This is a genomic window from Streptomyces chattanoogensis, assembly GCF_001294335.1.
In the GTDB taxonomy this organism is placed as follows: Bacteria; Actinomycetota; Actinomycetes; order Streptomycetales; family Streptomycetaceae; genus Streptomyces; species Streptomyces chattanoogensis.
The window spans coordinates 1-18,863 of the sequence record NZ_LGKG01000162.1; the positions used below are offsets into that span (position 1 = coordinate 1).

Sequence of the window (18,863 nt, forward strand, 5' to 3'; positions counted from 1 at the left end):
GCCCTACCCCACCCACGGCACCCACTGGCCAGACCTCCAAGGGGCCACCCACAGCCAGACACCCCAAGCTCAGATCCCCAGACACCGACGGACAGATCTCCCAGACGCCCAAGGTCAGATGCCCAAGGTCAGATACCCAAGAACAGATTTCCAAGGTCAGACGCCCCCGGCCGGGCAGCCCGGACCCCGCTTCCGCCCGCCCTCCCGCCCGCCCTCCAGCCCCGCCCGGCACAATGGGACGGTGGACCAGCACATCGCGCCGGCGGACGAAGTCACCGGGAAGACGTACGCACACCCGGGAACGCCTGACGCACCGACCAGGCCGCCGATACCCGACACCACTCCCGACCCGATACCCGTCACCCGCCCCGTGGACCACGGCACCGCCAAACTGATGCCGGACATCGACCGCCCCCGCGCATGGCTGCTGACGGTCGACGGCGCCCCGCAGTCGTACGTCGACCTCGACGCCCCCACCCACCTGGAATTCGAGTACGTCCGCAGACTGGCCCACGTCCTGGACGAGGCCACCACCCCGGGACAGCCCCTCGACGCGCTCCACCTGGGCGGCGGTGCACTGACCCTGCCCCGCTATCTGGCCGCCACCCGCCCGCGCTCCCGGCAACGCGTCATCGAAGCCGACCGCGGCCTTCTCGCCCTGGTGGCACAGCACCTGCCGCTCCCCGACGGCTCCGGCATCGAGGTGCGCGCCCAGGACGCCCGTACGGCGCTGGAGGAGGCGCCCGAGGGCAGCGCGGACATCATCGTGGCCGATGTCTTCGGCGGTTCCCGGGTGCCGGCCCATCTCACTTCGGTCGAGTACGCGCAGGCCGCCGCCCGTGTGCTGCGGTCGCACGGCCTCTACGCCGCCAACCTCGCCGACGGCGCACCCTTCGACTTCCTGCGCGGCCAACTCGCCAATTTCGCCACGGTCTTCACGCAGCTGGCGCTGATCGCCGAGCCTTCCGTGCTGCGCGGCCGCCGCTTCGGCAATGCCGTGCTCCTCGCCTCGCGCACGGAGCTGCCGCTCGCCGCGCTGGCCAGGCGGGTGGCCGGTGACGCGTTCCCGGCCCGGGTCGAACACGGCGCGGCGCTGCGCCGGATGATCGCGGGCGCGCTGCCCGTACGCGACGCCGATGCGGTTCCTTCACCGGAACCGCCCTCGGGAGCGTTCAGCGTCGGCTGAGCGCCTGGGGCGGTGATGAGCGCTTGGGGTGGTTGGGCCTTGGGCCTTGGCCTGGGCCGCGGAGTGGCCCGCCGTCCCCCGACCCGACGGGTGGCCCCTGGTCGTCGGCTTTGGCCTGCGGTTGGTTGGTCTTGGGGTCTGTGGTGGCTTGGGTGGGTGCTGGGTTGTGCGGGTGTTGGCTTGGGTGGGTCTCCGTGTGCCTTCTCTGCCGCCTTGGCCTCCTTGCTGCCTCCTCCTTGTTCTCGGCAACGAATTACGGAGAGCTATAAGTTCCCCTCGGTGCATTACTCACCGTATTGGGTGATGTTGTTGTGTGGTGCCGGGAGGGAGTTTGGAAGGCGACGCCGCTGTCAGGGTCCGCTGTCGTGCGCGGGGTGTGCGTCGCTTCCTGGGCAGACCGGTGTCAGCGAGTGTCCGTGAGTGTCGGTGAAGTGCGGGGGCGGGAGGGTCGGGCGGGCCTTTTCATCCAAGCTACCCGTAGGTAACATGCTGCCATGTCCTCCGAGACCCTGCCGTCGATCGGCGAGATGATGTCGGCGTCCGTGCCGATGGTGCGCACCCTGAACCTCGAGTTCACCGAGACCACCGCCGAGCGCGCCGTGGTCCGTATGCCCGACCAGTCCGACTTCCACAATCACGTCGGCGGACCGCACGCCGGAGCGATGTTCACCCTCGCCGAGTCGGCCAGCGGTGCGATCGTGATGACGGCCTTCGGCGATCAGCTCGGGCGGGCGGTGCCGCTGGCCGTGCGCGCCGAGATCGGCTACAAGAAGCTCGCCATGGGCCCGGTCACCGCGACCGCGGAGCTCGGCCGGCCGGTGGCCGAGGTGGTTGCCGATCTGGATGCCGGCGAGCGCCCGGAGTTCCCGGTCAAGGTCAGCATCACCCGTGAGGACGGCGCGGTCACCGGCGAGATGACCATTGTGTGGACGTTGCGTCCCAATAAGTGAGACGAGTGCAGCGTAAGCGACTGTGGTGAGTTCTGCGTGAGCCATCAGGTCCAGTAGGTGAAGACCGTTTCCCGGCCCGTCGTGCAGTGCGCGGCGGGCCGTCGCTCATCCGCGTCCGATGCGGGCTATCGAGTACGCTTCCCGGGCGCGTTGTTACGGCGCGCCAGGGTATCGACCGGCCCGGTGGCACAGGCGGCCGGGCAGCGGCCCACGGGGGCCCTACATCAAGTGGAGGAAGCGGCTTTGCACATCCAGGAGTGGCTCGAGACGGTACCGGCCGTGAGCGTCTACCTCCTGGTGGGGGTGGTCATCGGGGTGGAAAGCCTGGGCATTCCGCTGCCCGGTGAGATCGTCCTCGTCAGTGCGGCGATCCTCGCCGCGACCCAGGACCACATCAACCCGGTCGTGCTGGGCGCCTGCGCGTCCGCCGGCGCGATCATCGGTGACTCCATCGGGTACATGATCGGGCGCAAGGGGGGCCAGCCGCTCCTCAACTGGGCCGGCCGGAAGTTCCCCAAGCACTTCGGTCCCGACCATGTCGCCATGGCGGAGGAGAAGTTCGAGAAGTGGGGCATGTGGGCGGTGTTCTTCGGCCGCTTCATCGCTCTGCTGCGGATCTTCGCGGGTCCGCTGGCTGGCGTGCTGAAGATGCCGTACTGGAAGTTCCTGATCGCCAACGTCCTCGGCGGCATCATCTGGGCCGGCGGCACCACCGCGCTCATCTACACCTTGGGCATGGTGGCAGAGTCGTGGCTGCGGCGGTTCCAGTGGCTCGGCCTGGTGGCGGCCCTCTGCTTCGGCCTCGGCTCGTTCCTGATCATGAAGCGCCGCGCGAAGAAGGCGGCGGCGGAGCGTGAGGCGAAGGCTCAGGATCAGGTTCCGGCGGCGATCGACTGACCTTCCGTCGGGAGCAGTTGCTCACGCGGCTACGGAGATTGCGGTCACCGGCCCGGTAGCGCTTGCCACCGGGCCGGTGTCGTGTTTTGCGGGTTGCGGGTTGCGGGTTGCGGGTTGCGGGTTGCGGCGCCTGTCGGGCATTGCCGAGGGTGAGGTGGGGCCAGGTATGCCTGGGGAACGGCGGGGCGCCTGGCGGGCGTTGTTCGCTGCCGGGGTGCTGGGGCCGCGTACCGTGCCCACCGGTTTCGCTGGTTGCACCGGTTCGAGCGGAAGGCGGCTGCTTCGAGCGGAAGACGGCTGCCGCGTCGCGGTCTGTCAGGGGCTCGACCAGACATCGGGGCCGCCGTCGCGCCATTCGATGAGGCCGGTGTCGTCCCAGGCGAACTGTGCCGTCGGGAATCCGGCCCGGCGCAGATACGCGGCCACATCGCCGCGGCGCAGGGCGCGGCCGAGGTCCTGTCCGTGGAGCGTGACGCGGCGCCCGCCGGTGCAGGGCGGGTGCACGATCACGGGGGCACGCTTCATGCCCTTCAGGATGCGGGCGGCCCGGCGCGTCCGCATCCCGAACGCGGCTGAACGGTCACGCTGTGTGAGTGGCGTGGGTGGCCGGGCGCCCACCTGAGCGCCCTCAGGACCCCGTCCGCAGCCGCGAGAAGAACGGGGCCGTCCGTACCCCGCCGCCGCGCTGCCACCACCGGGTACCCGCGCCGGCCTCCGGCACCGCGGCCCCCTCGCGTACCTCGCGGCGCAGCGCGGCCAGCATGTTGCGGGCCCCCGCGATGAACAGCGGATCCCCGACGAGCTTCTTGGCCGCCAGTGCCTTGCGGCACGCCCGCAGTGCCGCCTCCGGCCGACCATGGGCACGTTCGGTGAGGGCGCGGGCGTACAGGACGGTGGAGTACAGCCAGAAGTCGCCGTCGGAGTGCCGGGATTCCCAGGCGCGGTGGGCGGCGTTCGCCGCCTCCTCGGCGTCCACGGCCGACAGTGCGATGGCGAGCAGGGCGCAGCTGTGGGCGGGACCGGGCCCGAACCACGGGTCCTTGGACCGGTGCCCGGCCGCCTCCTCCAGGCACGCCACCGCCGCCCCGCTGTCCTCCCGGTACAGCGCCAGCACGCCGTGCGCATGCGCGATACGGGCCAGCCCGTCGTCGTCGGCGTGCATCACCGCCGCCGTCCACGCCTGGTCGAGGAGCGCTTCCGCGGTGGCGAGCGCATGCTCCTGCGCCGCGAGCCAGCCGGCCAGCCACAGCGCCCGCGCACGCAGCGGGGTGTCGCCCCGGGAGAGCAGCAGCAGCCGGTCCAGATGCGCCCGCCCCTCCCGGCGGAAGCCGCAGGCCCCCCACTGGAACCACAGCGAGACCGCGATCTCCAGGGCGCTGAGCGCGTCGTCCGCGTCCTGCGGCGGCCGGGTCAGCGCCGCGTCGAGGTTGTGCTGCTCGTCCTCCACCAGCCGGACGGCGATCTGCTGGTCGGGTCCCTGCCAGGCGATCTGCGCCTCCGCCGCGAGCGCCGCGCACGCCTGCCGGAACCGGCGCAGCGCCGCGGACTCCTCGCCCGCCTCGCGCAGCTGGGTCCGCCCGAAGTCCCGGGCGCCGCGCGGGAGGCGGTAGCGCGGCGACAGCGCGGCCCGGGTGTCCTGCGGGCCGCCGCTCTCCCGTACGCGTTCCAGTACGGAGGCCAGCCGCAGCCGCTCCAGCGCCGCGTCGATCTCCGGCGCAGGAACGTCACTGCTGGCACAGACGCATCCCGCCAGCCAGGGATCGAAGTCCCCGGGAAGCACCGAGAGCCGCGCCCACACCCGCCGGTCCGTGGGCGAGCAGAGGGCGTAGCCGGCGGCGTGGGCCGCGTAGAGAGAGGTGTGCCGCGCGGTCGGCGCCGGGCCCGAATAGAACAGCGGGCCGTCCGCGCTCACCTGCGCCACGAGCTGCGGCAGCGACATCCGGTCCAGCTGCCGCGCGGCCAGCTCGATCGCCAGCGGCGAGCCCTCGAGCGCCTCGCAGACGGCGACCAGCAGCTCCGGCGCTGCTTCCGACTCGGCCCGCGCGGCCAGCAGCTCGACGGCCGGACCCGCGATCCCCTCGCCCAGCGTCACGGGCAGCGGCGCGATGTCCACCACCCGCTCCAGGGGCAGCCCCAGCGAACGCCGGGACGTCACCACGATCTGCAGCGTCGGCTCGGCCCGCAGCAGCCGCCGCACCAGCTGCGCGCAGGCGTCGAGCACCGGATCGCAGTCGTCCAGCAGGAGGGTCGCGCCCTGCCGGACGCAGTGCGCGGCGAGCGCCGCGAGAGTGGCGCCGTCGGCCGGGCGCGCCTGCCGGGGACCGCCGCGCGGCGGTTCGTACGGGAGCGGGGCGCCCCGGCGCACGGTCTGCGCGCCGGTGAAGGGGGTACCTCCCTGCTCCTTGAGAGCTTGGGGGAGGGTGGTGGCCGGCAGCCCCGCGGCCTCGAGCAGAGCATCCGTCAGACCGCCGTCGGACAGGCCGTCCCAGCAGCCGACCCGGATGACCGTGCCGCCGTGCCGTGCGATGCGTTCGTCCAGGACGGCGCGGGCCAGGACGCTCTTGCCCGCCCCGGCGCCGCCGGTGAGCGTCACCAGGGGCGAGCCGTCCAGCAGCCCGGACACCCGCTCGTGCTCAACGGCCCGGCCCACCACCTCGGGCAGTGGCCGGTGATCGGCCCACGCGCTCATCCGCCATCCCGTCCACGGCACAGCGCCGCGCCGTCCCTATGGACGACCAACGATGCCAGAACCGACCGCCCGGTAAACAGGCGAGTGTCCTTATCTATCGGGGGAAACGCGACAGGGGCGTTTGACGGCGCCCCAGGGGCACCGGGCTGGAGGGGACGGCTCAGCCGTGCCCGGCGTGGGCCGGCAGGTCAGCCCTCGTCCTCCCCGGCCTCCGGGACTGCGTCGGCCTCCTGGACCGAATCCCGGTGCCGGGCCGCCAGTTCCAGATACATCGCGGCGTTCAGCTTTATCGTCTCGCGTTCCTCGTCGGTCAGCTCCCGCTTGACCTTCGCCGGCACCCCGGCGACGAGTGAGCCGGGCGGCACCTGCATGCCCTGCGGGACCAGCGCCTGTGCAGCGACCAGCGAACCGGCGCCGATGTGCGCACCGTTGAGGACCGTGGCGCCCATACCGACCAGGACGTCGTCCTCGACGGTGCAGCCGTGCAGGACCGCGTTGTGGCCCACGGAGACCCGCTCGCCGACGGTCACCGGGAAGCCGGGGTCCACATGCACCGTGCAGTTGTCCTGGATGTTGCTGTCGGCGCCGAGCACGATCGGGCCGCAGTCGGCGCGCAGCACCGCGTGGTACCAGACGCTCGCCCCCGGAGCCAGGGTGACGTCGCCGACCACGACGGACGTGGGCGCGGTGAAGGCCGCCGGATCGATCGTCGGCTCCGCGCCGGCCACCCCTGAAATCAACGCCCGTCCTGCCATTTTGCTTCTCCTCGCCAGTGGTGTGCCGCGCCAACGGCACCGTAGACGACGGTCGCAGCGGCGGGCGGGGGCGGCCGCCGGTGGGGCGAAGATCACAGCGCGGGGTGCGACCGGCCGCCCGGCGCGCTGAGTACGGTGTGCGGGTGCCGTCGAACCAGAACGTGTTCTCATCCCTTGCGGCCTGGCGGCGCCGGGCCGTGTCGCGTGCCGTCCACCGGGGCGTGCGCTGGGTGAGGCAGGCCGCGGCCGTTACGGCCGAGCGCCCGGGCCCGTACCGCTTCCGCCGGCTCGGCGCCGGTGCCCGGCTGGCCTTTCCGCAGGGCACGGTCTTCGGCGACCCCTGGATCGAGATCGGCGAGCACTGCATCATCGCCCAGGACGTCACTCTGACGGCGGGCATGATGCCGGACCTGGATCTCGGCCCGGACCCCATCCTCACCCTGGGCAACGGCGTCGTCCTGGGCCGCGGCAGCCATGTGATCGCGGATGTCCGGCTGACGATCGGTGATGACTGCTTCTTCGGCCCCGGGGTCTATGTCACCACCACCAACCACAGCTACGACGATCCCGAGGTGCCGGTCGGCAAGCAGTGGCCGCGCACCGACCCGGTCAGCATCGGCTCCGGCAGCTGGATCGGCACCGGGGCGGTCATCCTGCCCGGCGCGCGGCTGGGCAGGAATGTGGTGGTCGCGGCCGGTGCGGTGGTGCGCGGCGAGGTGCCCGACCACGCGGTGGTGGCGGGTGCGCCCGCCAGGGTCGTCCGCAGCTGGGACCCCGAGGCGGGCTGGCAGCCGCCGCTGCGTACGCCGGCGCCGGTGCCGATCCCCGAGGGCGTCACCCCGGAGCAGCTGCTCGCGTTGGAGGGGTGGGAGCCGGAGGAGGCCGCGGCGACCGATGGGGCGTACGAGGCGTCATGAGGCGTACGGGCGGGCCTGCGGGGCCGATGACCGCGCCGCCGCCTACCTGAGCCCCCGTCAGCCGTCAGCCGCCCGAAGCGAGCAGAACCGTTCCCACCAGGGCGAGCGAGGCGCCCGCCGTCTGGACGGCACGCATCCGCTCCTTCAGGATGCCGAGCGCGGCGAGGGCGGTGACGACGGGGTAGAGCGAGGCGAGGACGGCCGCGACGGTGACCGGGCCGTGCTGGGCGGCCAGGGAGTAGGTGCCGTTGGCGGCGACGTCGGCGAGGCCGATGAAGGCGAGCGCGGGCAGCGAACCGCGCAGCGCCGTGAACCCGCCCTCGGGCAGCGCGGGGGTGCCGCGCCGGACCGTCGCGTACAGCGCCGCGCCGCCCACCGCGACATTGCACACCCGCTGGACGAACAGGGCGAGGAACAGGCCGGTCAGGGTCGTGGACGCCTCCGCGATCAGGGACATCACCGCGCCGAAGCCGAGTGCCGATATCAGGGTGAGAACGATGGTCTGGCGCGCCACGGAAGCGCCGCCGAGCTGCGGCCCGCCCGCCAGGAGGACGCCGACCACGGCCACGGCCATGCCCGCGACCTGGACCAGGCCCGGCCGTTCGCCCGCCAGGATGCCGACGCCGAGCGGGACCATGACGGTGCCCAGGGAGCCGAGCGGGGAGACCACGCCCATCGGGCCGAGCGCCAGCGCGCGGTAGAAGCAGAGCATCGCGGCGGGGCCCACGACGCCGGCCGCGACCGCGAACCACAGCTGGGGACCGGCCTCCCGCCAGCCGCCGGTGGCCAGCACGATGGCACCCAGGGCGAGCGCGGCCAGGGTCTGCGAGACGACCACGACGGTCAGCGCGTGCAGGCGTCGGGTGAGCAGTCCGCCGCCGAAGTCGGCGAGCCCCCACAGGAGGCTGGTGGCCAGGGCGAAGACCGCAGTCATGGGGAAACCTCGCAGTACAGTGTCGTGGACGCGGAAGTGCACCACACAGTAGTTCATTAAATTGGACTGACGTAGTGAATATATTGCACCACCAGGGTGCTCATGGCTGCTCATGGATCCCTGGACCCCGATGGACCTCGACTTGGACGGACCGTGACGGATCTCGATCAGCTCACGCAGTCGCTTGCCCGTAACCTCAAGCACTGGCGCACCGAACGCGGCTACACCCTCGACGCGCTGGCGGCGCGGGCCGGGGTCAGCCGCGGCATGATCATCCAGATCGAGCAGGCCCGTACGAACCCGAGCGTGGGCACCACCGTCAAGATCGCCGACGCGCTGGGGGTCAGCATCACCACGCTGCTCGATTACGAACAGGGCCCGCAGGTGCGGATCGTGGCGCCGGACGAGGCCGTGCAGCTGTGGTCCACCGAGGCCGGCAGCCACACCACGCTCCTGGTGGGCGCCGAGGCGCCCGGCCCCTTCGAGCTGTGGGACTGGCGGCTGATGCCCGGCGACCGCAGCGCCTCGGATCCGCATCCCCCGGGCACCGTCGAGCTGATCCATGTCCGGTCGGGCACCCTGACGCTCGTCGTGGACGGCGAGGAGTACGAGGTCCCGGCCGGGGCCTCGGCGACCTTCGAGGCCAAGGTGGCGCACGGTTACCGCAACGACGGGGACGAGCCGGTCGCGATGACGATGTCGGTGATCATCCCGCTCGGGCGGTGAGCCCGGTGCCGCCCGCGCGGTGATCCAGACGGTGAGACGGGCGGCCGCGGATCGGGCCGCGGCTGTTAGCTTGGCGGACATGCCCGTTCCGATGGATGCCTTCGACGATGTCCGCCCCGCCGCCGAGTGCCTGGACCTGCTGGCCGAGCCCGTGGCCGCGGCGATCCGCGACTGGCGTGGATCCGTGCCGGTGCAGGAACTCCGTTACGTGGACACCGATCCGGCCATCGCAGACACCGAGCTCCTCGTCACGCACCACGGTGCCTGGCTGCTGGAGCAGTCGGCGAACTGCGTCGTGGTGGCGGGCAAGCGCGGCGGCGAGGTCACCCTGGCCGCGTGCCTGGTCCTCTCGCACACCCGGGTCGACGTCAACGGCACGGTCCGCCGCCACCTGGGCGCCCGCAAGGCATCGTTCGCCCCGGTGGACACCGCGGTCGGCGACAGCGGGATGGAATACGGGGGCATCACCCCGATCGGCCTGCCCGGCGGCTGGCCGGTGCTGGTGGACGCCGCCGTGGCCGACGTCCCGTACGCGCTGATCGGCAGCGGCAGCCGGCGCGGCAAGCTCATCGTGCCGGGCAAGGCACTGGCCGAACTGCCCGGCGCCACGGTCCTGGACGGGCTCGGCGTCCGGTAACTCCCGCCCCGGAAGGCGCTATTCGGCCCGAGAGGTCCGATCGGTCCGATCCGCCTGCGCGGTCCCCGCTTGCCCGGCGCCCGCGCGGGAGCGCAGATCCAGTGACAGCGGCGTCGCATGCTCGGTGAAGCCCAGGCTGCGGTACAGGGCCTCGGCCTCGTCCGTGGCATGCAGATCGACGCGGGTGACGCCCCGCTCGGCGAAGCGGTCCAGCAGCGCCTCCGTCGTGGCACGCGCATAGCCCCGGCCGCGATAGCGCGGGTCCGTACAGACATTGAAGACGAAGGCGAAGCGCCCCGACGGGTGTCCGGGTGCGGGCAGCCGCTCCTCTATCCGGCCGACCGCGCACGCCGCCAGATGCGGCGCACCGTCCCCCTCGCCGTCCACCACGAACCCGGCCAGCGGTGCATCCGGCCCGGCCAGCTGCCGGCGCGCCACCGCCTCCGCGTCCCGCTCCCAGCTCCCGGGCTCATCACGTCCGTTCATGGCGAGGAACATCAGGCGACGCAGCCGGACGAGTTCGGCGGCGTCCTCGGGGAGGGCGGCACGCGGCGTGATCATGCAGGGACGCTAACGCACCCCGTGCTCAGCCCAAACGGGGTATCTCAATGGCCGGACAGCGGTCCATGACCATGGTGAGGCCGGCGGCGCGGGTGCGGTGAAAAGCGGCGTCGTCGGTGACGCCGAGCTGGAACCAGACTGCCTGGGCGCCGATGGTGACGGCTTCGTCGGCGACGGCTCCGGCGAGGTCGCTGCGGACGAAGACATCGACGACGTCGACCGCGAAGGGGATGGCTTCCAGGGAGGGATAGCCCGCTTCCCCGTGCACGGTCTCGGCCTTCGGGTGTACGGGGACGATCCGCTTGCCGTAACGCTGCAGCACCCCGGCGACGCCGTATGCGGCGCGCTGCCGGTTCGAGGACAGTCCCACGACCGCCCAGGTGTCTCCGAGCTCGGTGAGGATCCTGCGGATGGTCGCGTGGTCGTCGTGCATGGGGTGGTGTCTCCTGTCGTCCGTGGTTCCGCCACAGCACAACGCGCGGCCCGCGCAGCTGATTCCCCCTTGCCGGTTCCGGTGATCAGGCCGCCCTGTTCCGGCGACGGTAGGCGCCCGGAGCCAGGCCGTACTCCCGCTTGAAGGCCTTGGCGAAGGCGAACTCCGAGCCGTATCCGGTGCGGGCGGCGACCGTCGTCAGCGGGGCGTCGGACTCGCGCAGCAGACGGGCGGCGGTCGTCATGCGCCAGCGGGTCAGATAGGCCATCGGCGGTTCGCCCACCAGCGACGTGAACCGCCGGGCGAACGCCGCGCGGGACAGCCCGGCCCGCTCGGCCAGCGATTCGACCGTCCACTGGGCCGAGGGGGTGTCGTGGATGGCCGACAGGGCGGGCGCCACCGCCGAGTCGCTCAGGGCCGCGGCCCAGCCCCGGGCGGTGGCCGGCGGCTGATCGTCCAGCCAGGCCCGCAGGATGTAGAGGAGCAGCGAGTCGATCAGTGCGGGCACGATGCCGTCCGAGCCGATACGCGGGTTCTCCAGTTCGGAGCCGAGGAGCTGGACGGCGGCGCTCAGCTCCGGATGGCGGCCGTGCCGCGTCGGCAGATGGATCACCTCGGGCAGCTGGCGCACCAGGGGATGCGGACGGCCCTGGTCCAGGTGGTAGTTGCCGCACAGGAGGCTGGTCTCGGGGCCCTCGCCGCCGATCGTGACCGTGCCGATCGGGGAATCCTGCCGGTACTGCTCCGCCTTCTCTTCCTCGGCCGGTGTGGAGGGCTGGTCGGCGAGGATGTGGCCCCGGCCGTCGCGCAGGAAGATCACATCGCCGGGGCTCAGCGGGATCGGCTTCAGATGCGGTGGTGCGTCCTCGAGGGGGACCAGCCAGCAGGTCCCGTACAGCACCACATGGAACCCGGCGCCCGCGACCGGTGGCAGCCGCAGGCCCCAGGGAGCGCGGCCGTTGGTCCGTACGGACGCCGGGCTTCCGGTACGCATCGAGGCCAGCGCCTCGGTGAGGATGTCCATCGGCCTCGCCTTCCCTGGTGCGGCCCGTCGCGGTCAGACCGTCAGGACAATCTTGCCCTGTACGTGCTTCGCCTCGACCAGCTCATGGGCCTTGCCGGCCTCCTCCAGCGGGAAGGTCGCCTCGACGTACGGCCGGATCCGGCCCGCGTCGACCAGCTCGGCGATCGCCTCGAGCGCGGCCCGGTCCGGCTGGACGAAGATGCCGGCGAAGCGCCGTCCGGCCGCCTCGACGCGCGCGGCGAGCTCCTGGTCCTCGTGTTCCAGGATGCTGATCAGCACGCCGCCGGGCCGCACGGCGCGGAGCGAGAGATCGCCCTGGGCCATGGAGTCGAGGACCACGTCGGCGTCCTTGACGGCCTCGGTGAAGTCGGTGGTCCGGTAGTCGATGATCTCGTCGGCGCCGAGGCCACGGACGAAGTCGTGCCGGGCCGCACTGGCGATGGCGGTCACATGGGCGCCGCGTGCCTTCGCGATCTGCACCGCGAAGTGGCCGACGCCGCCGGCCGCCCGCTGGATCACCACCCGGTCGCCCTCCTTGACGTCCGCCGCCTGCACCAGGCCCTGCCAGGCGGTGAGCGCCGCGAGGGGGAGGGCGGCGGCCTGCACATGGCCGACGGAGACGGGCTTGCGGGCGAGCTGGCCGGACGGTGCGACGACGTACTCGGCATAGCCGGTGGCGGCGCGGGGGAAGAACGGCATCCCGTACACCTCGTCGCCCACCTCGAAGCCGGCGCCGGGGCCCACCTCCTCGACCACCCCGGAGATGTCCCAGCCCACACCGAACGGCGGCTCGCCGAGCAGGGGGAAGAGGCCGGCCCTGACGGCCACGTCCACCGGGTTGACCGCACTGGCATGGACCTTGACCAGCACCTCGCCGGACTGCGGCACCGGCCGCTCGGTCTCCACGACCTCGAGGACCTCGGGGCCGCCGACGGACTTCTGGATCACTGCGCGCACGATAACTCTCCCTGGGTTCGGGCAAGGTTGATGCCCGGATCGGTTTGCGGACCGGCGTCCGGATCGTTGTCCGGACCGGTGTCCTGCGTGATGTCCTCAACCCTAGGAAGATCGAACGAGCCGCAGAATAGCCTTCCGTCTCGCTTACATGTCCCAGCGTCTCGCGGTGAGCCTGTTACGCGTCGTTCACCCCAGGCGGCCGAACCTCGCGTAAAGATCACGGTCGCGCCAGGCGTCGGAGAACGCGTCCAGCATCGCCTCGTGGAGCCGACGGTCGCTGACGTTCCGCCCGGGAGCGGAGATCCGGCTGCGGATCGCCGCCTCGACCGCCGGCCAGCGCAGCTCATGCATGGCGAAGGACACCAATTCCACGACGCCCTCCCCGGGGGAATCGATCAGGGAGATGAGCTCGGTCTCGAACTGCGGCCGCAGGGCGGGACTCCGCTGCAGCGCCGTGAGCGCGCGCTCCAGATCCCGCTCGAGTGCCTCCGCTCCGCACGAGGCCTCCGCGGCGTCCAGGATGTCGTGAACGATGCTTCTGAAGCCCGTCAGGGGATCAGCAGTCGGGCCTTCCCCATGCATCGATGTACTTTCCATCAGCCCTGAGTCCGTTTCTGTTGAACGCGTCGACGGCTGCCTGCCGTGCATGGGCTCCGTAGGGCCTGTAGTGCCCGGACTTGTTGTCGAGATGGACAACCTCGCCGCCCTTGGTCTTGAATTCGCCGGCGGCCAGCACCCGGCCGCCCTGGGCCAGGCTGACATGACCCGCGGTGCGCTTCCCGATGACGAGTTCACCGTTTTCCAGCACCACGTACGCGTAGTTTCCCGATCGAGCCAGGGCCTGTCCGGGTGAAATCGACTTGAACCACTGGGGCTTGTCTTCGGGTATCTGGTTCGGGAAGTCACGGGGATCGTCATCGGTGTGGCGGATGAGGACCGGTACGTCGTCCGCGCGCACAGAGGAGGCGCGGTCGCTGTCTGTGCGGTGGCTCCGGCCGCCAGGGTTGGCGAGCGAGGACGCCCGAGTGGACGTGTTGCCGGTCGAGCACCTCCCGTCCCGGTCACGGCGCTCCTGCTGCACCCGTTTGACGAGCTTGTCGACCTCGCCGGTGGCCAGGGCGGCGGCGGAGACCACGGGGTGGGCCGCGTACGGGAAGCGGTAGGGGACGGGCCGCCCGCCGGACGCCTGGGATTCCGCCTCGGCCTGGGCCCGGTATCTCGCGTCGACGGCGGCGTAGACCGCGCCGGCGCCGGGAACCGAGCAGGACAGCGTGCCTGACACCGTGTTACCGGTGAGGGGGAAGGCGCTGCGCGGGCTGGTGCATCCGCCGGCGCCCTGGCCGTCGATGGTCACGGTCGCGCGCATGACCGCGGTGACCGTACCGCCGGTGAGATGGACCTTGGCGTCAGAGGTCACTGCACCGGTGAAATTCTGGCTGACGGTGCAACCGCCGGTGCCACAGCTGACATTGCCGCCGTTGGTGCTCAGAGTGAAGTCGATGCCGTTGTCCACCGCATGCGCGAGCTGCCTGGTGGCCGCCTCCAGGCTGTCGTACAGCGCGTCCGCCCGGCCGCCGGAAACCGGGGACAGGTCCATCCCCCGGGAGCCGCCGTGCTCCAGGGCGCTCGTGGCCACCCGCTGCATCGCGGACGGCGTTGCGCCCTTGTGCCGCTGCCCGGGCCGACTGAGCTGCTTGAGCCGGCCGGACGGGCCGTAGGGTTCCAGGCGCAGCACGCGGTACGGCTTGTTCCTGGTGATGAAGAGACGTCCCGCCGGGGTGTCGGCGCGCAGTGCGGGCACCCCGTGGACCCGCAGCGGGGGCAGGTCCGGGTCGTCCGGGCCGGGCAGGTCCTTCACCTGGTCCACCGCGTCCGAGAGTTTGAGTGCCAGCTCGGCCGGGGGCAGGAACCGCGCCAGAACGGGGCCGATGCCGGATTCGCCGCGGTCGACGGTCCACTTGCCCGGGGTGTCCGGATCCGTCTGCTGCCCGTCCGGTGTCTCGTCGTCCGGGGCCTTCTTCGGCCGGGTGAAGGTCTTGCCGCCGATTCTGAGGACGTCCTGGTCCGGATCCGTCCCGCCGTCGCCGGTGGATCCCAGGAGCGTGCCGGACGGGGTGACGGTGATGTCCCGCTGGGTGATGCCGTTGGCCGTGTCCTTGTAGTGCAGCCCCCGGGCTGTCGCCAGGCGGGCCAAAGCCTGGTCGAAGGGGGCCTGATTCCGGGTCTGCTGCGGGGCTGCCCGGTGCGCATCGCGGGAATCGCGGGGAGCATCCGATCCGTTGGGCATGGCCAGCAGGCCCGCGACGACGGCGGCCAGGCCGAGGGCCACGAGTGCCGCGGTGCGCCGTCCCCTGCGGTGGGGCCACCCGGGCGGCTGCTGAACCCCGTTGGCGGGCGGCGTGGTTGAGGGCGGTGGCGGCACTGCCGGGGGCTGCGGCGGCACCTGCGCGGTCCGCGGCGGTGAGGCGTGGGTGTGCGTCGTTCCCGCGCCCCATGTGCCTGTTCCGGGCCGGGCGGGCCGGGCGGGCGGCGGCTGCGTGGTGGGCGGCGGCTGCGTGGTGGGCGAGGCGGGCTGTCCCAGGGGCGGTGGCACGGCCCGGGGTGTCTGCTGCCAGGTCGGCAGCTTCGGCTCGTCGGATCCGTCCTGCCAATAGTGGTCTCCCACAGTGACTCCCCCAAGTCGCTTCCGCCAGTACCCGCCCTTTGGGAAGATACGGCACCAGGGGGCGCACTCCCAGAGAGCAGCGTCCGGCAAGTTCAGTTCTTGCAAGTACGGGGCGGAAACGGGGAGTTGAGAACAAATGGCGGACACCAAGGGTGTGTTGCTTCCGGCGTATGTACTGGCCGATGAGTCGGGTTCGATGGGGCCGTACCAGGGGGAACTGTCGGACGGCCTGGTGTCGTTGTGCGAGGGGCTCCGGGCCGAGCCGATGATCGCGGCCAAACTGCGGCTGGCCGTGCTGGGCTTCTCCGACGACGTGCAGGTGCGGCTCGCGGTGGCGGACATGCGCACCGAGACCAGCCTGCCGCAGGTGGCCATCCGGGGGCTCACCAACTACGGGGCGGTGTTCGACGATCTGCTGGACCGGATTCCGTCCGACGTGCAGTGGCTGCGCGGCGAGGGGTACAAGGTGCACCGCCCGGTGGTGTTCTTCCTCAGCGACGGGCAGCCCACCGACGGCAAGGGCTGGCGGCGGCCGCACGCCAAGCTGATCGACAAGTCCCAGACACCGACCGCGCCGAACATCATCGCCTGCGGGATCGGCGACGCCCAGGCCGCCACCATGGTCGAGGTGGCGACGCGCCCTGAGTTCGCCTTCGTCGCCAAGCCCGGGACCGACATCGGCCAGGCGATCTCCGAGTTCTTCCATGCGCTCACCGCGAGCCTGGTGGCCTCGGGGCAGGCGCTGGGCTCGGCCAGCCCGCAGCTTGTGGTCAACCGGCCGGAGCAGTTCACCATGGCGATCGACGAGGTCGGGCAGTGAGTCCGCACGGCGGGGACGGCTCCGCTGCGCCGCCGCTCGCACCGTCCCTGTCCGGGCCCGAGCCCTGGCACCCGGTCACGGTGGGCGTGCCCGGACCCGAGTTCGAGGCGAGGCCGCCGGGCCAGTACGCCTTCGACTTCCCGGACAGCGTATGTGACGGCTGGTCAACCGACCTGCTCACCCTGCGTTTTGCCTCGGTGCGTGGCGCCAAGCACCGCTACTACCGGCAGCCCCGCCAGGACGCCGCACGCGCCGCGGTCCACGAGGCCACCGGCAGCATCGTGTTCGCCGTTGCCGACGGCGTCTCGAGCGCCTCGAGCTCCGAACACGGCGCCGTCGAATCCTGCCGGGCCGCCCTGGAACGGATGCTCCACCTGCTGTCCGGCAGTCAGGGACCGCTGGACTTCCAGGACGTCGCCCACCACGCCGCCGAACGGCTGCGGCAGCTCGCACAGTGGCGTCTGGGCGGGAAGGCCCCCGAGCCGGCCGAGGTGGCGCGCCTGTACGCCACGACGCTCGTGGCCGGTGTCGTCCGTCCTGACCGTACGGGAGGCAGCGTCGAGCTCTGCCGGATCGGGGACTCGGGGGCCTGGATGCTGGAGCCGTCCAGCGGCCGGTACCATCCGCTGTTCGACTCCAAGACCGGTTCGGACACCGTGCTGGTCTCGAACGAGGTGGCGCCGCTGCCCCAGGTACCCGATCGGCTCGAGGGGACCACCGCCCGCCTGTCTCCCGGTCAGGTCCTGCTGGTCGGCACCGACGGTTTCGGAGACCCGCTCGGCGACGGCGACGGCCACGTCGGCTCGCTCTTCGCCCGGCACCTCGCCGTACCGCCGCCTCCGCTGTGGCTCGCGCACGTCCTGGACTTCTCCCGGGAGACCTTCGACGACGACCGGACCCTGCTGGCGGTCTGGCCCCGCGCCACGGCAGAGCCGCGATGACGGCACCACGCGTACGCCCCGTCGATCACAGCACGCTCACCCTGGGACGCCAGCTCGGCCAAGGCGGCCAGGGCACGGTGTACCAGGTGGCCAACAAGAAGATCAACGAGGCCTTGGGCGGCGGCGGTTGGGATGTGGTCTACAAGGAGTACGCCGCCGCCGTGCTGCCCGATCTCGATGCCGACGCACTGGCGTCGAGAGTGGACCTGATCGGCAAGCTGAGCGCTGCCGAAGGCCGGTGGCTGTGCGAGAAGACCGCCTGGCCCGCGGCCGTGGTCGAACGCCAGGGCCAGACCTGCGGGTTCCTCATGCGCGCGGTACCCGATCGCTTCCAGTTCGCCTTCCAGAGCCTGACCGGCACGGCCGCGGGAACGAAGCGACTCGCGAACCTGGAGTATCTGCTCAACGACGACTCCTACGTCGCCGGGATCGGCCTGACCATCAGCGACCGGGACCGGCTCGCCATCCTGGCCGACCTGGCGGCCACGCTCACCCGGCTCCACCGTACCGGCATCACGGTCGGAGACCTCTCCCCGAAGAACCTGCTGTTCACCACGACCCCGCAGGCCGAGTGCTTCCTCATCGACTGCGACGCCATGCGGTGGCAGGGCAGCACCGTGCTGCCCCAGGCCGAGACACCCGACTGGCAGGTCCCTGCGGGCGAGGAGAAGGCGACCCGCGCCAGCGACATCTACAAGCTCGCACTGCTCGCCATCCGGCTCCTGGCCCGCGATCAGACCGCCACCGATCCCGCCGCGCTGGCCGCGCTCAGCCCGGAACTCGGCGATCTGGCCCGCAGCAGCCTCACCTCCGACCCCGCCCGAAGGCCCACGCCGGCCCTGTGGGCCGAGCAACTCACCGCGGCGAGCGCCACGGCATCCACCGCCCCCGCCGCACCGTCCGCTCCCCGGCCAGGGCCCCGACGGCCCCGCGTCTCGTCGGCCCACCGCCCCGGCCCGGGGCGCCCGCCCGGCACCACGTCCCCGGCGGGAACGGGCCCGGCCGGGAAGAACCCGGCGGGTGCGGTCGGGCTCGTCGCTACCGTCGCGGTGGTGCTGATCGCGCTGATCGTGATCGGCAACTCGTCCGACGACAACTCCGATGCCTCCGCCCAACCCACCGTGTCCACCAGCGCGTACGTGCCCAGCTACGAACCGACGACGGAGGCGCCCACCGAGCCCGAGACATCGCCGAGCGACGAGGACACCTGGGACCCGTCGACCTATTCCCCCGAACCCGACCCGACGACCTACTCTCCCGAACCCGACCCCACGACACCCCCGGCTCCGCCCCCGCCACCGCCACGACCCGACTACTACGGGGCCATCGCCGTGGCAAGCAACGGCGGCTATGGCAGGGCCTGGGACTACCGCTCGCGAAGCGGCGCCGAGTCGGGAGCGATGAGCAGGTGTTCCGGTTCCGGCTGCAAGGTGCTCACCAGCTTCGTCAACGGCTGCGGAGCCATCGCGTACAACTCCAGCACCCGCCAGTACTGGGGCGGTCACGGCGACACCCCGGTCGAGGCCACGAACAACGCGATGTCCAATGCAGGCGGCGGGCGCTGGATCACCTATGCCTGCACCACGCGGTACCAGAACTGAGTCCTCGCCTCTGACCTGCGTGGTTGCAGGTCGCGGACGGTGGGCCGGGGTACGCCCCGGGGCGCCCCGGCGGGGACCGCGAGGACGGTTCCTGACCATCCCGGTTGCGTACCCGCCCCAGCTGTGACGACCGTGGACTGAGGATCCGCGCGGAGCAGCGAAGGAGCACT

General features: G+C 71.8%; 19 protein-coding genes. 9 read left to right on the top strand and 10 right to left on the bottom strand.

What is annotated here, in order from left to right; all coding sequences use genetic code 11:
* Positions 1 to 394: 394 nt before the first annotated feature.
* The 3 genes from ADL29_RS29295 to ADL29_RS29305 all read left to right on the top strand — a co-directional run bounded on the left by ADL29_RS29295 (position 395) and on the right by ADL29_RS29305 (position 3,033).
* Positions 395 to 1,186, top strand: a complete 792-nt coding sequence (locus tag ADL29_RS29295; RefSeq protein ID WP_053926645.1) for a spermidine synthase — start codon at positions 395 to 397, stop codon at positions 1,184 to 1,186.
* A gap of 494 nt (positions 1,187 to 1,680) precedes the next feature.
* Positions 1,681 to 2,136, top strand: coding sequence for a DUF4442 domain-containing protein (locus tag ADL29_RS29300; RefSeq protein WP_046924398.1), 456 nt, complete (start codon positions 1,681 to 1,683; stop codon positions 2,134 to 2,136).
* Between the two features lie 243 nt (positions 2,137 to 2,379).
* Positions 2,380 to 3,033 (top strand): DedA family protein, encoded by a 654-nt coding sequence (locus ADL29_RS29305; RefSeq protein ID WP_053926581.1) that lies wholly within the window; start codon positions 2,380 to 2,382, stop codon positions 3,031 to 3,033.
* Between the two features lie 315 nt (positions 3,034 to 3,348).
* On the opposite strand, the gene ADL29_RS29310 is transcribed toward ADL29_RS29305, so the two are convergent.
* From ADL29_RS29310 to ADL29_RS29320, 3 genes are all read right to left on the bottom strand, one after another.
* Entirely contained in the window at positions 3,349 to 3,558 is a 210-nt protein-coding gene (locus ADL29_RS29310; protein WP_046930406.1) for a hypothetical protein, read from the bottom strand.
* 103 nt (positions 3,559 to 3,661) lie between these two features.
* Complete coding sequence (locus ADL29_RS29315; RefSeq protein ID WP_053926582.1) at positions 3,662 to 5,722, bottom strand: ATP-binding protein; 2,061 nt, start codon at positions 5,720 to 5,722, stop codon at positions 3,662 to 3,664.
* Positions 5,723 to 5,910: 188 nt separating this feature from the next.
* The gene (locus ADL29_RS29320; RefSeq protein ID WP_053926583.1) at positions 5,911 to 6,477 is read right to left on the bottom strand and encodes a gamma carbonic anhydrase family protein; all 567 of its coding nucleotides are present in this window, start codon (positions 6,475 to 6,477) and stop codon (positions 5,911 to 5,913) included.
* 143 nt (positions 6,478 to 6,620) lie between these two features.
* On the opposite strand from ADL29_RS29320, the gene ADL29_RS29325 reads away from it, so the two are divergent.
* Positions 6,621 to 7,394, top strand: a complete 774-nt coding sequence (locus tag ADL29_RS29325) for an acyltransferase (RefSeq protein ID WP_053926646.1) — start codon at positions 6,621 to 6,623, stop codon at positions 7,392 to 7,394.
* A 64-nt stretch (positions 7,395 to 7,458) separates the two neighbouring features.
* Here the strand turns inward: ADL29_RS29325 and ADL29_RS29330 are convergent, their stop codons facing one another.
* The gene (locus ADL29_RS29330) at positions 7,459 to 8,328 is read right to left on the bottom strand and encodes a DMT family transporter (protein WP_046930404.1); all 870 of its coding nucleotides are present in this window, start codon (positions 8,326 to 8,328) and stop codon (positions 7,459 to 7,461) included.
* A 153-nt stretch (positions 8,329 to 8,481) separates the two neighbouring features.
* Here ADL29_RS29330 and ADL29_RS29335 point away from each other — a divergent pair, with 153 nt between their 5' ends.
* Both ADL29_RS29335 and ADL29_RS29340 read left to right on the top strand, forming a co-directional pair.
* Positions 8,482 to 9,054: a helix-turn-helix domain-containing protein gene (locus ADL29_RS29335; RefSeq protein ID WP_053926584.1), complete on the top strand. Its 573-nt coding sequence runs from the start codon at positions 8,482 to 8,484 to the stop codon at positions 9,052 to 9,054.
* Positions 9,055 to 9,133: 79 nt separating this feature from the next.
* Positions 9,134 to 9,691 carry a YbaK/EbsC family protein gene (locus ADL29_RS29340; protein ID WP_053926585.1) on the top strand — a complete coding sequence of 186 codons (558 nt, stop codon included), beginning with the start codon at positions 9,134 to 9,136 and terminating at the stop codon, positions 9,689 to 9,691.
* Positions 9,692 to 9,709: 18 nt separating this feature from the next.
* Here ADL29_RS29340 and ADL29_RS29345 read toward each other — a convergent pair whose 3' ends face one another.
* The 6 genes from ADL29_RS29345 to ADL29_RS44670 form a co-directional block, all read right to left on the bottom strand.
* The gene (locus tag ADL29_RS29345) at positions 9,710 to 10,252 is read right to left on the bottom strand and encodes a GNAT family N-acetyltransferase (RefSeq protein ID WP_053926586.1); all 543 of its coding nucleotides are present in this window, start codon (positions 10,250 to 10,252) and stop codon (positions 9,710 to 9,712) included.
* Positions 10,253 to 10,277: 25 nt separating this feature from the next.
* Entirely contained in the window at positions 10,278 to 10,685 is a 408-nt protein-coding gene (locus ADL29_RS29350; protein WP_053926587.1) for a CoA-binding protein, read from the bottom strand.
* Positions 10,686 to 10,770: 85 nt separating this feature from the next.
* On the bottom strand, positions 10,771 to 11,709 hold the full coding sequence (locus ADL29_RS29355) for an AraC family transcriptional regulator (RefSeq protein WP_053926588.1): 939 nt from the start codon (positions 11,707 to 11,709) through the stop codon (positions 10,771 to 10,773).
* Between the two features lie 33 nt (positions 11,710 to 11,742).
* A complete protein-coding gene (locus ADL29_RS29360) occupies positions 11,743 to 12,666 on the bottom strand; it encodes an NADP-dependent oxidoreductase (protein WP_053926589.1) in 924 nt (307 codons plus the stop codon).
* Between the two features lie 186 nt (positions 12,667 to 12,852).
* On the bottom strand, positions 12,853 to 13,248 hold the full coding sequence (locus ADL29_RS29365) for a hypothetical protein (protein ID WP_053926590.1): 396 nt from the start codon (positions 13,246 to 13,248) through the stop codon (positions 12,853 to 12,855).
* The gene (locus ADL29_RS44670) at positions 13,223 to 15,331 is read right to left on the bottom strand and encodes a hypothetical protein (RefSeq protein ID WP_211274413.1); all 2,109 of its coding nucleotides are present in this window, start codon (positions 15,329 to 15,331) and stop codon (positions 13,223 to 13,225) included. Before ADL29_RS44670 ends, ADL29_RS29365 begins: the two co-directional genes overlap by 26 nt.
* A gap of 136 nt (positions 15,332 to 15,467) precedes the next feature.
* Here ADL29_RS44670 and ADL29_RS29375 point away from each other — a divergent pair, with 136 nt between their 5' ends.
* From ADL29_RS29375 to ADL29_RS29385, 3 genes are read left to right on the top strand one after another with little or no spacing between them, the layout of a single operon-like run.
* Positions 15,468 to 16,151: a vWA domain-containing protein gene (locus tag ADL29_RS29375; RefSeq protein ID WP_046924386.1), complete on the top strand. Its 684-nt coding sequence runs from the start codon at positions 15,468 to 15,470 to the stop codon at positions 16,149 to 16,151.
* Positions 16,148 to 17,092, top strand: coding sequence for a protein phosphatase 2C domain-containing protein (locus ADL29_RS29380; protein ID WP_053926592.1), 945 nt, complete (start codon positions 16,148 to 16,150; stop codon positions 17,090 to 17,092). The genes ADL29_RS29375 and ADL29_RS29380 overlap by 4 nt, the downstream gene beginning before the upstream one ends.
* Positions 17,089 to 18,693: a DUF4189 domain-containing protein gene (locus ADL29_RS29385; protein WP_053926593.1), complete on the top strand. Its 1,605-nt coding sequence runs from the start codon at positions 17,089 to 17,091 to the stop codon at positions 18,691 to 18,693. The genes ADL29_RS29380 and ADL29_RS29385 overlap by 4 nt, the downstream gene beginning before the upstream one ends.
* Positions 18,694 to 18,863: the final 170 nt, after the last annotated feature.

Excerpts from the sequence above, each read along its gene's own strand:
- ADL29_RS29295 (WP_053926645.1), top strand. The coding sequence starts at position 395 with ATGCCGGACATCGACCGCCCCCGCGCATGGCTGCTGACGGTCGACGGC.
- ADL29_RS29300 (WP_046924398.1), top strand. The coding sequence starts at position 1,681 with ATGTCCTCCGAGACCCTGCCGTCGATCGGCGAGATGATGTCGGCGTCC.
- ADL29_RS29310 (WP_046930406.1), bottom strand. The coding sequence starts at position 3,558 with ATGAAGCGTGCCCCCGTGATCGTGCACCCGCCCTGCACCGGCGGGCGC.
- ADL29_RS29315 (WP_053926582.1), bottom strand. The coding sequence starts at position 5,722 with ATGAGCGCGTGGGCCGATCACCGGCCACTGCCCGAGGTGGTGGGCCGG.
- ADL29_RS29320 (WP_053926583.1), bottom strand. The coding sequence starts at position 6,477 with ATGGCAGGACGGGCGTTGATTTCAGGGGTGGCCGGCGCGGAGCCGACG.
- ADL29_RS29330 (WP_046930404.1), bottom strand. The coding sequence starts at position 8,328 with ATGACTGCGGTCTTCGCCCTGGCCACCAGCCTCCTGTGGGGGCTCGCC.
- ADL29_RS29340 (WP_053926585.1), top strand. The coding sequence starts at position 9,134 with ATGCCCGTTCCGATGGATGCCTTCGACGATGTCCGCCCCGCCGCCGAG.
- ADL29_RS29345 (WP_053926586.1), bottom strand. The coding sequence starts at position 10,252 with ATGATCACGCCGCGTGCCGCCCTCCCCGAGGACGCCGCCGAACTCGTC.
- ADL29_RS29350 (WP_053926587.1), bottom strand. The coding sequence starts at position 10,685 with ATGCACGACGACCACGCGACCATCCGCAGGATCCTCACCGAGCTCGGA.
- ADL29_RS29355 (WP_053926588.1), bottom strand. The coding sequence starts at position 11,709 with ATGGACATCCTCACCGAGGCGCTGGCCTCGATGCGTACCGGAAGCCCG.
- ADL29_RS29365 (WP_053926590.1), bottom strand. The coding sequence starts at position 13,248 with ATGCATGGGGAAGGCCCGACTGCTGATCCCCTGACGGGCTTCAGAAGC.
- ADL29_RS29375 (WP_046924386.1), top strand. The coding sequence starts at position 15,468 with ATGGCGGACACCAAGGGTGTGTTGCTTCCGGCGTATGTACTGGCCGAT.
- ADL29_RS29385 (WP_053926593.1), top strand. The coding sequence starts at position 17,089 with ATGACGGCACCACGCGTACGCCCCGTCGATCACAGCACGCTCACCCTG.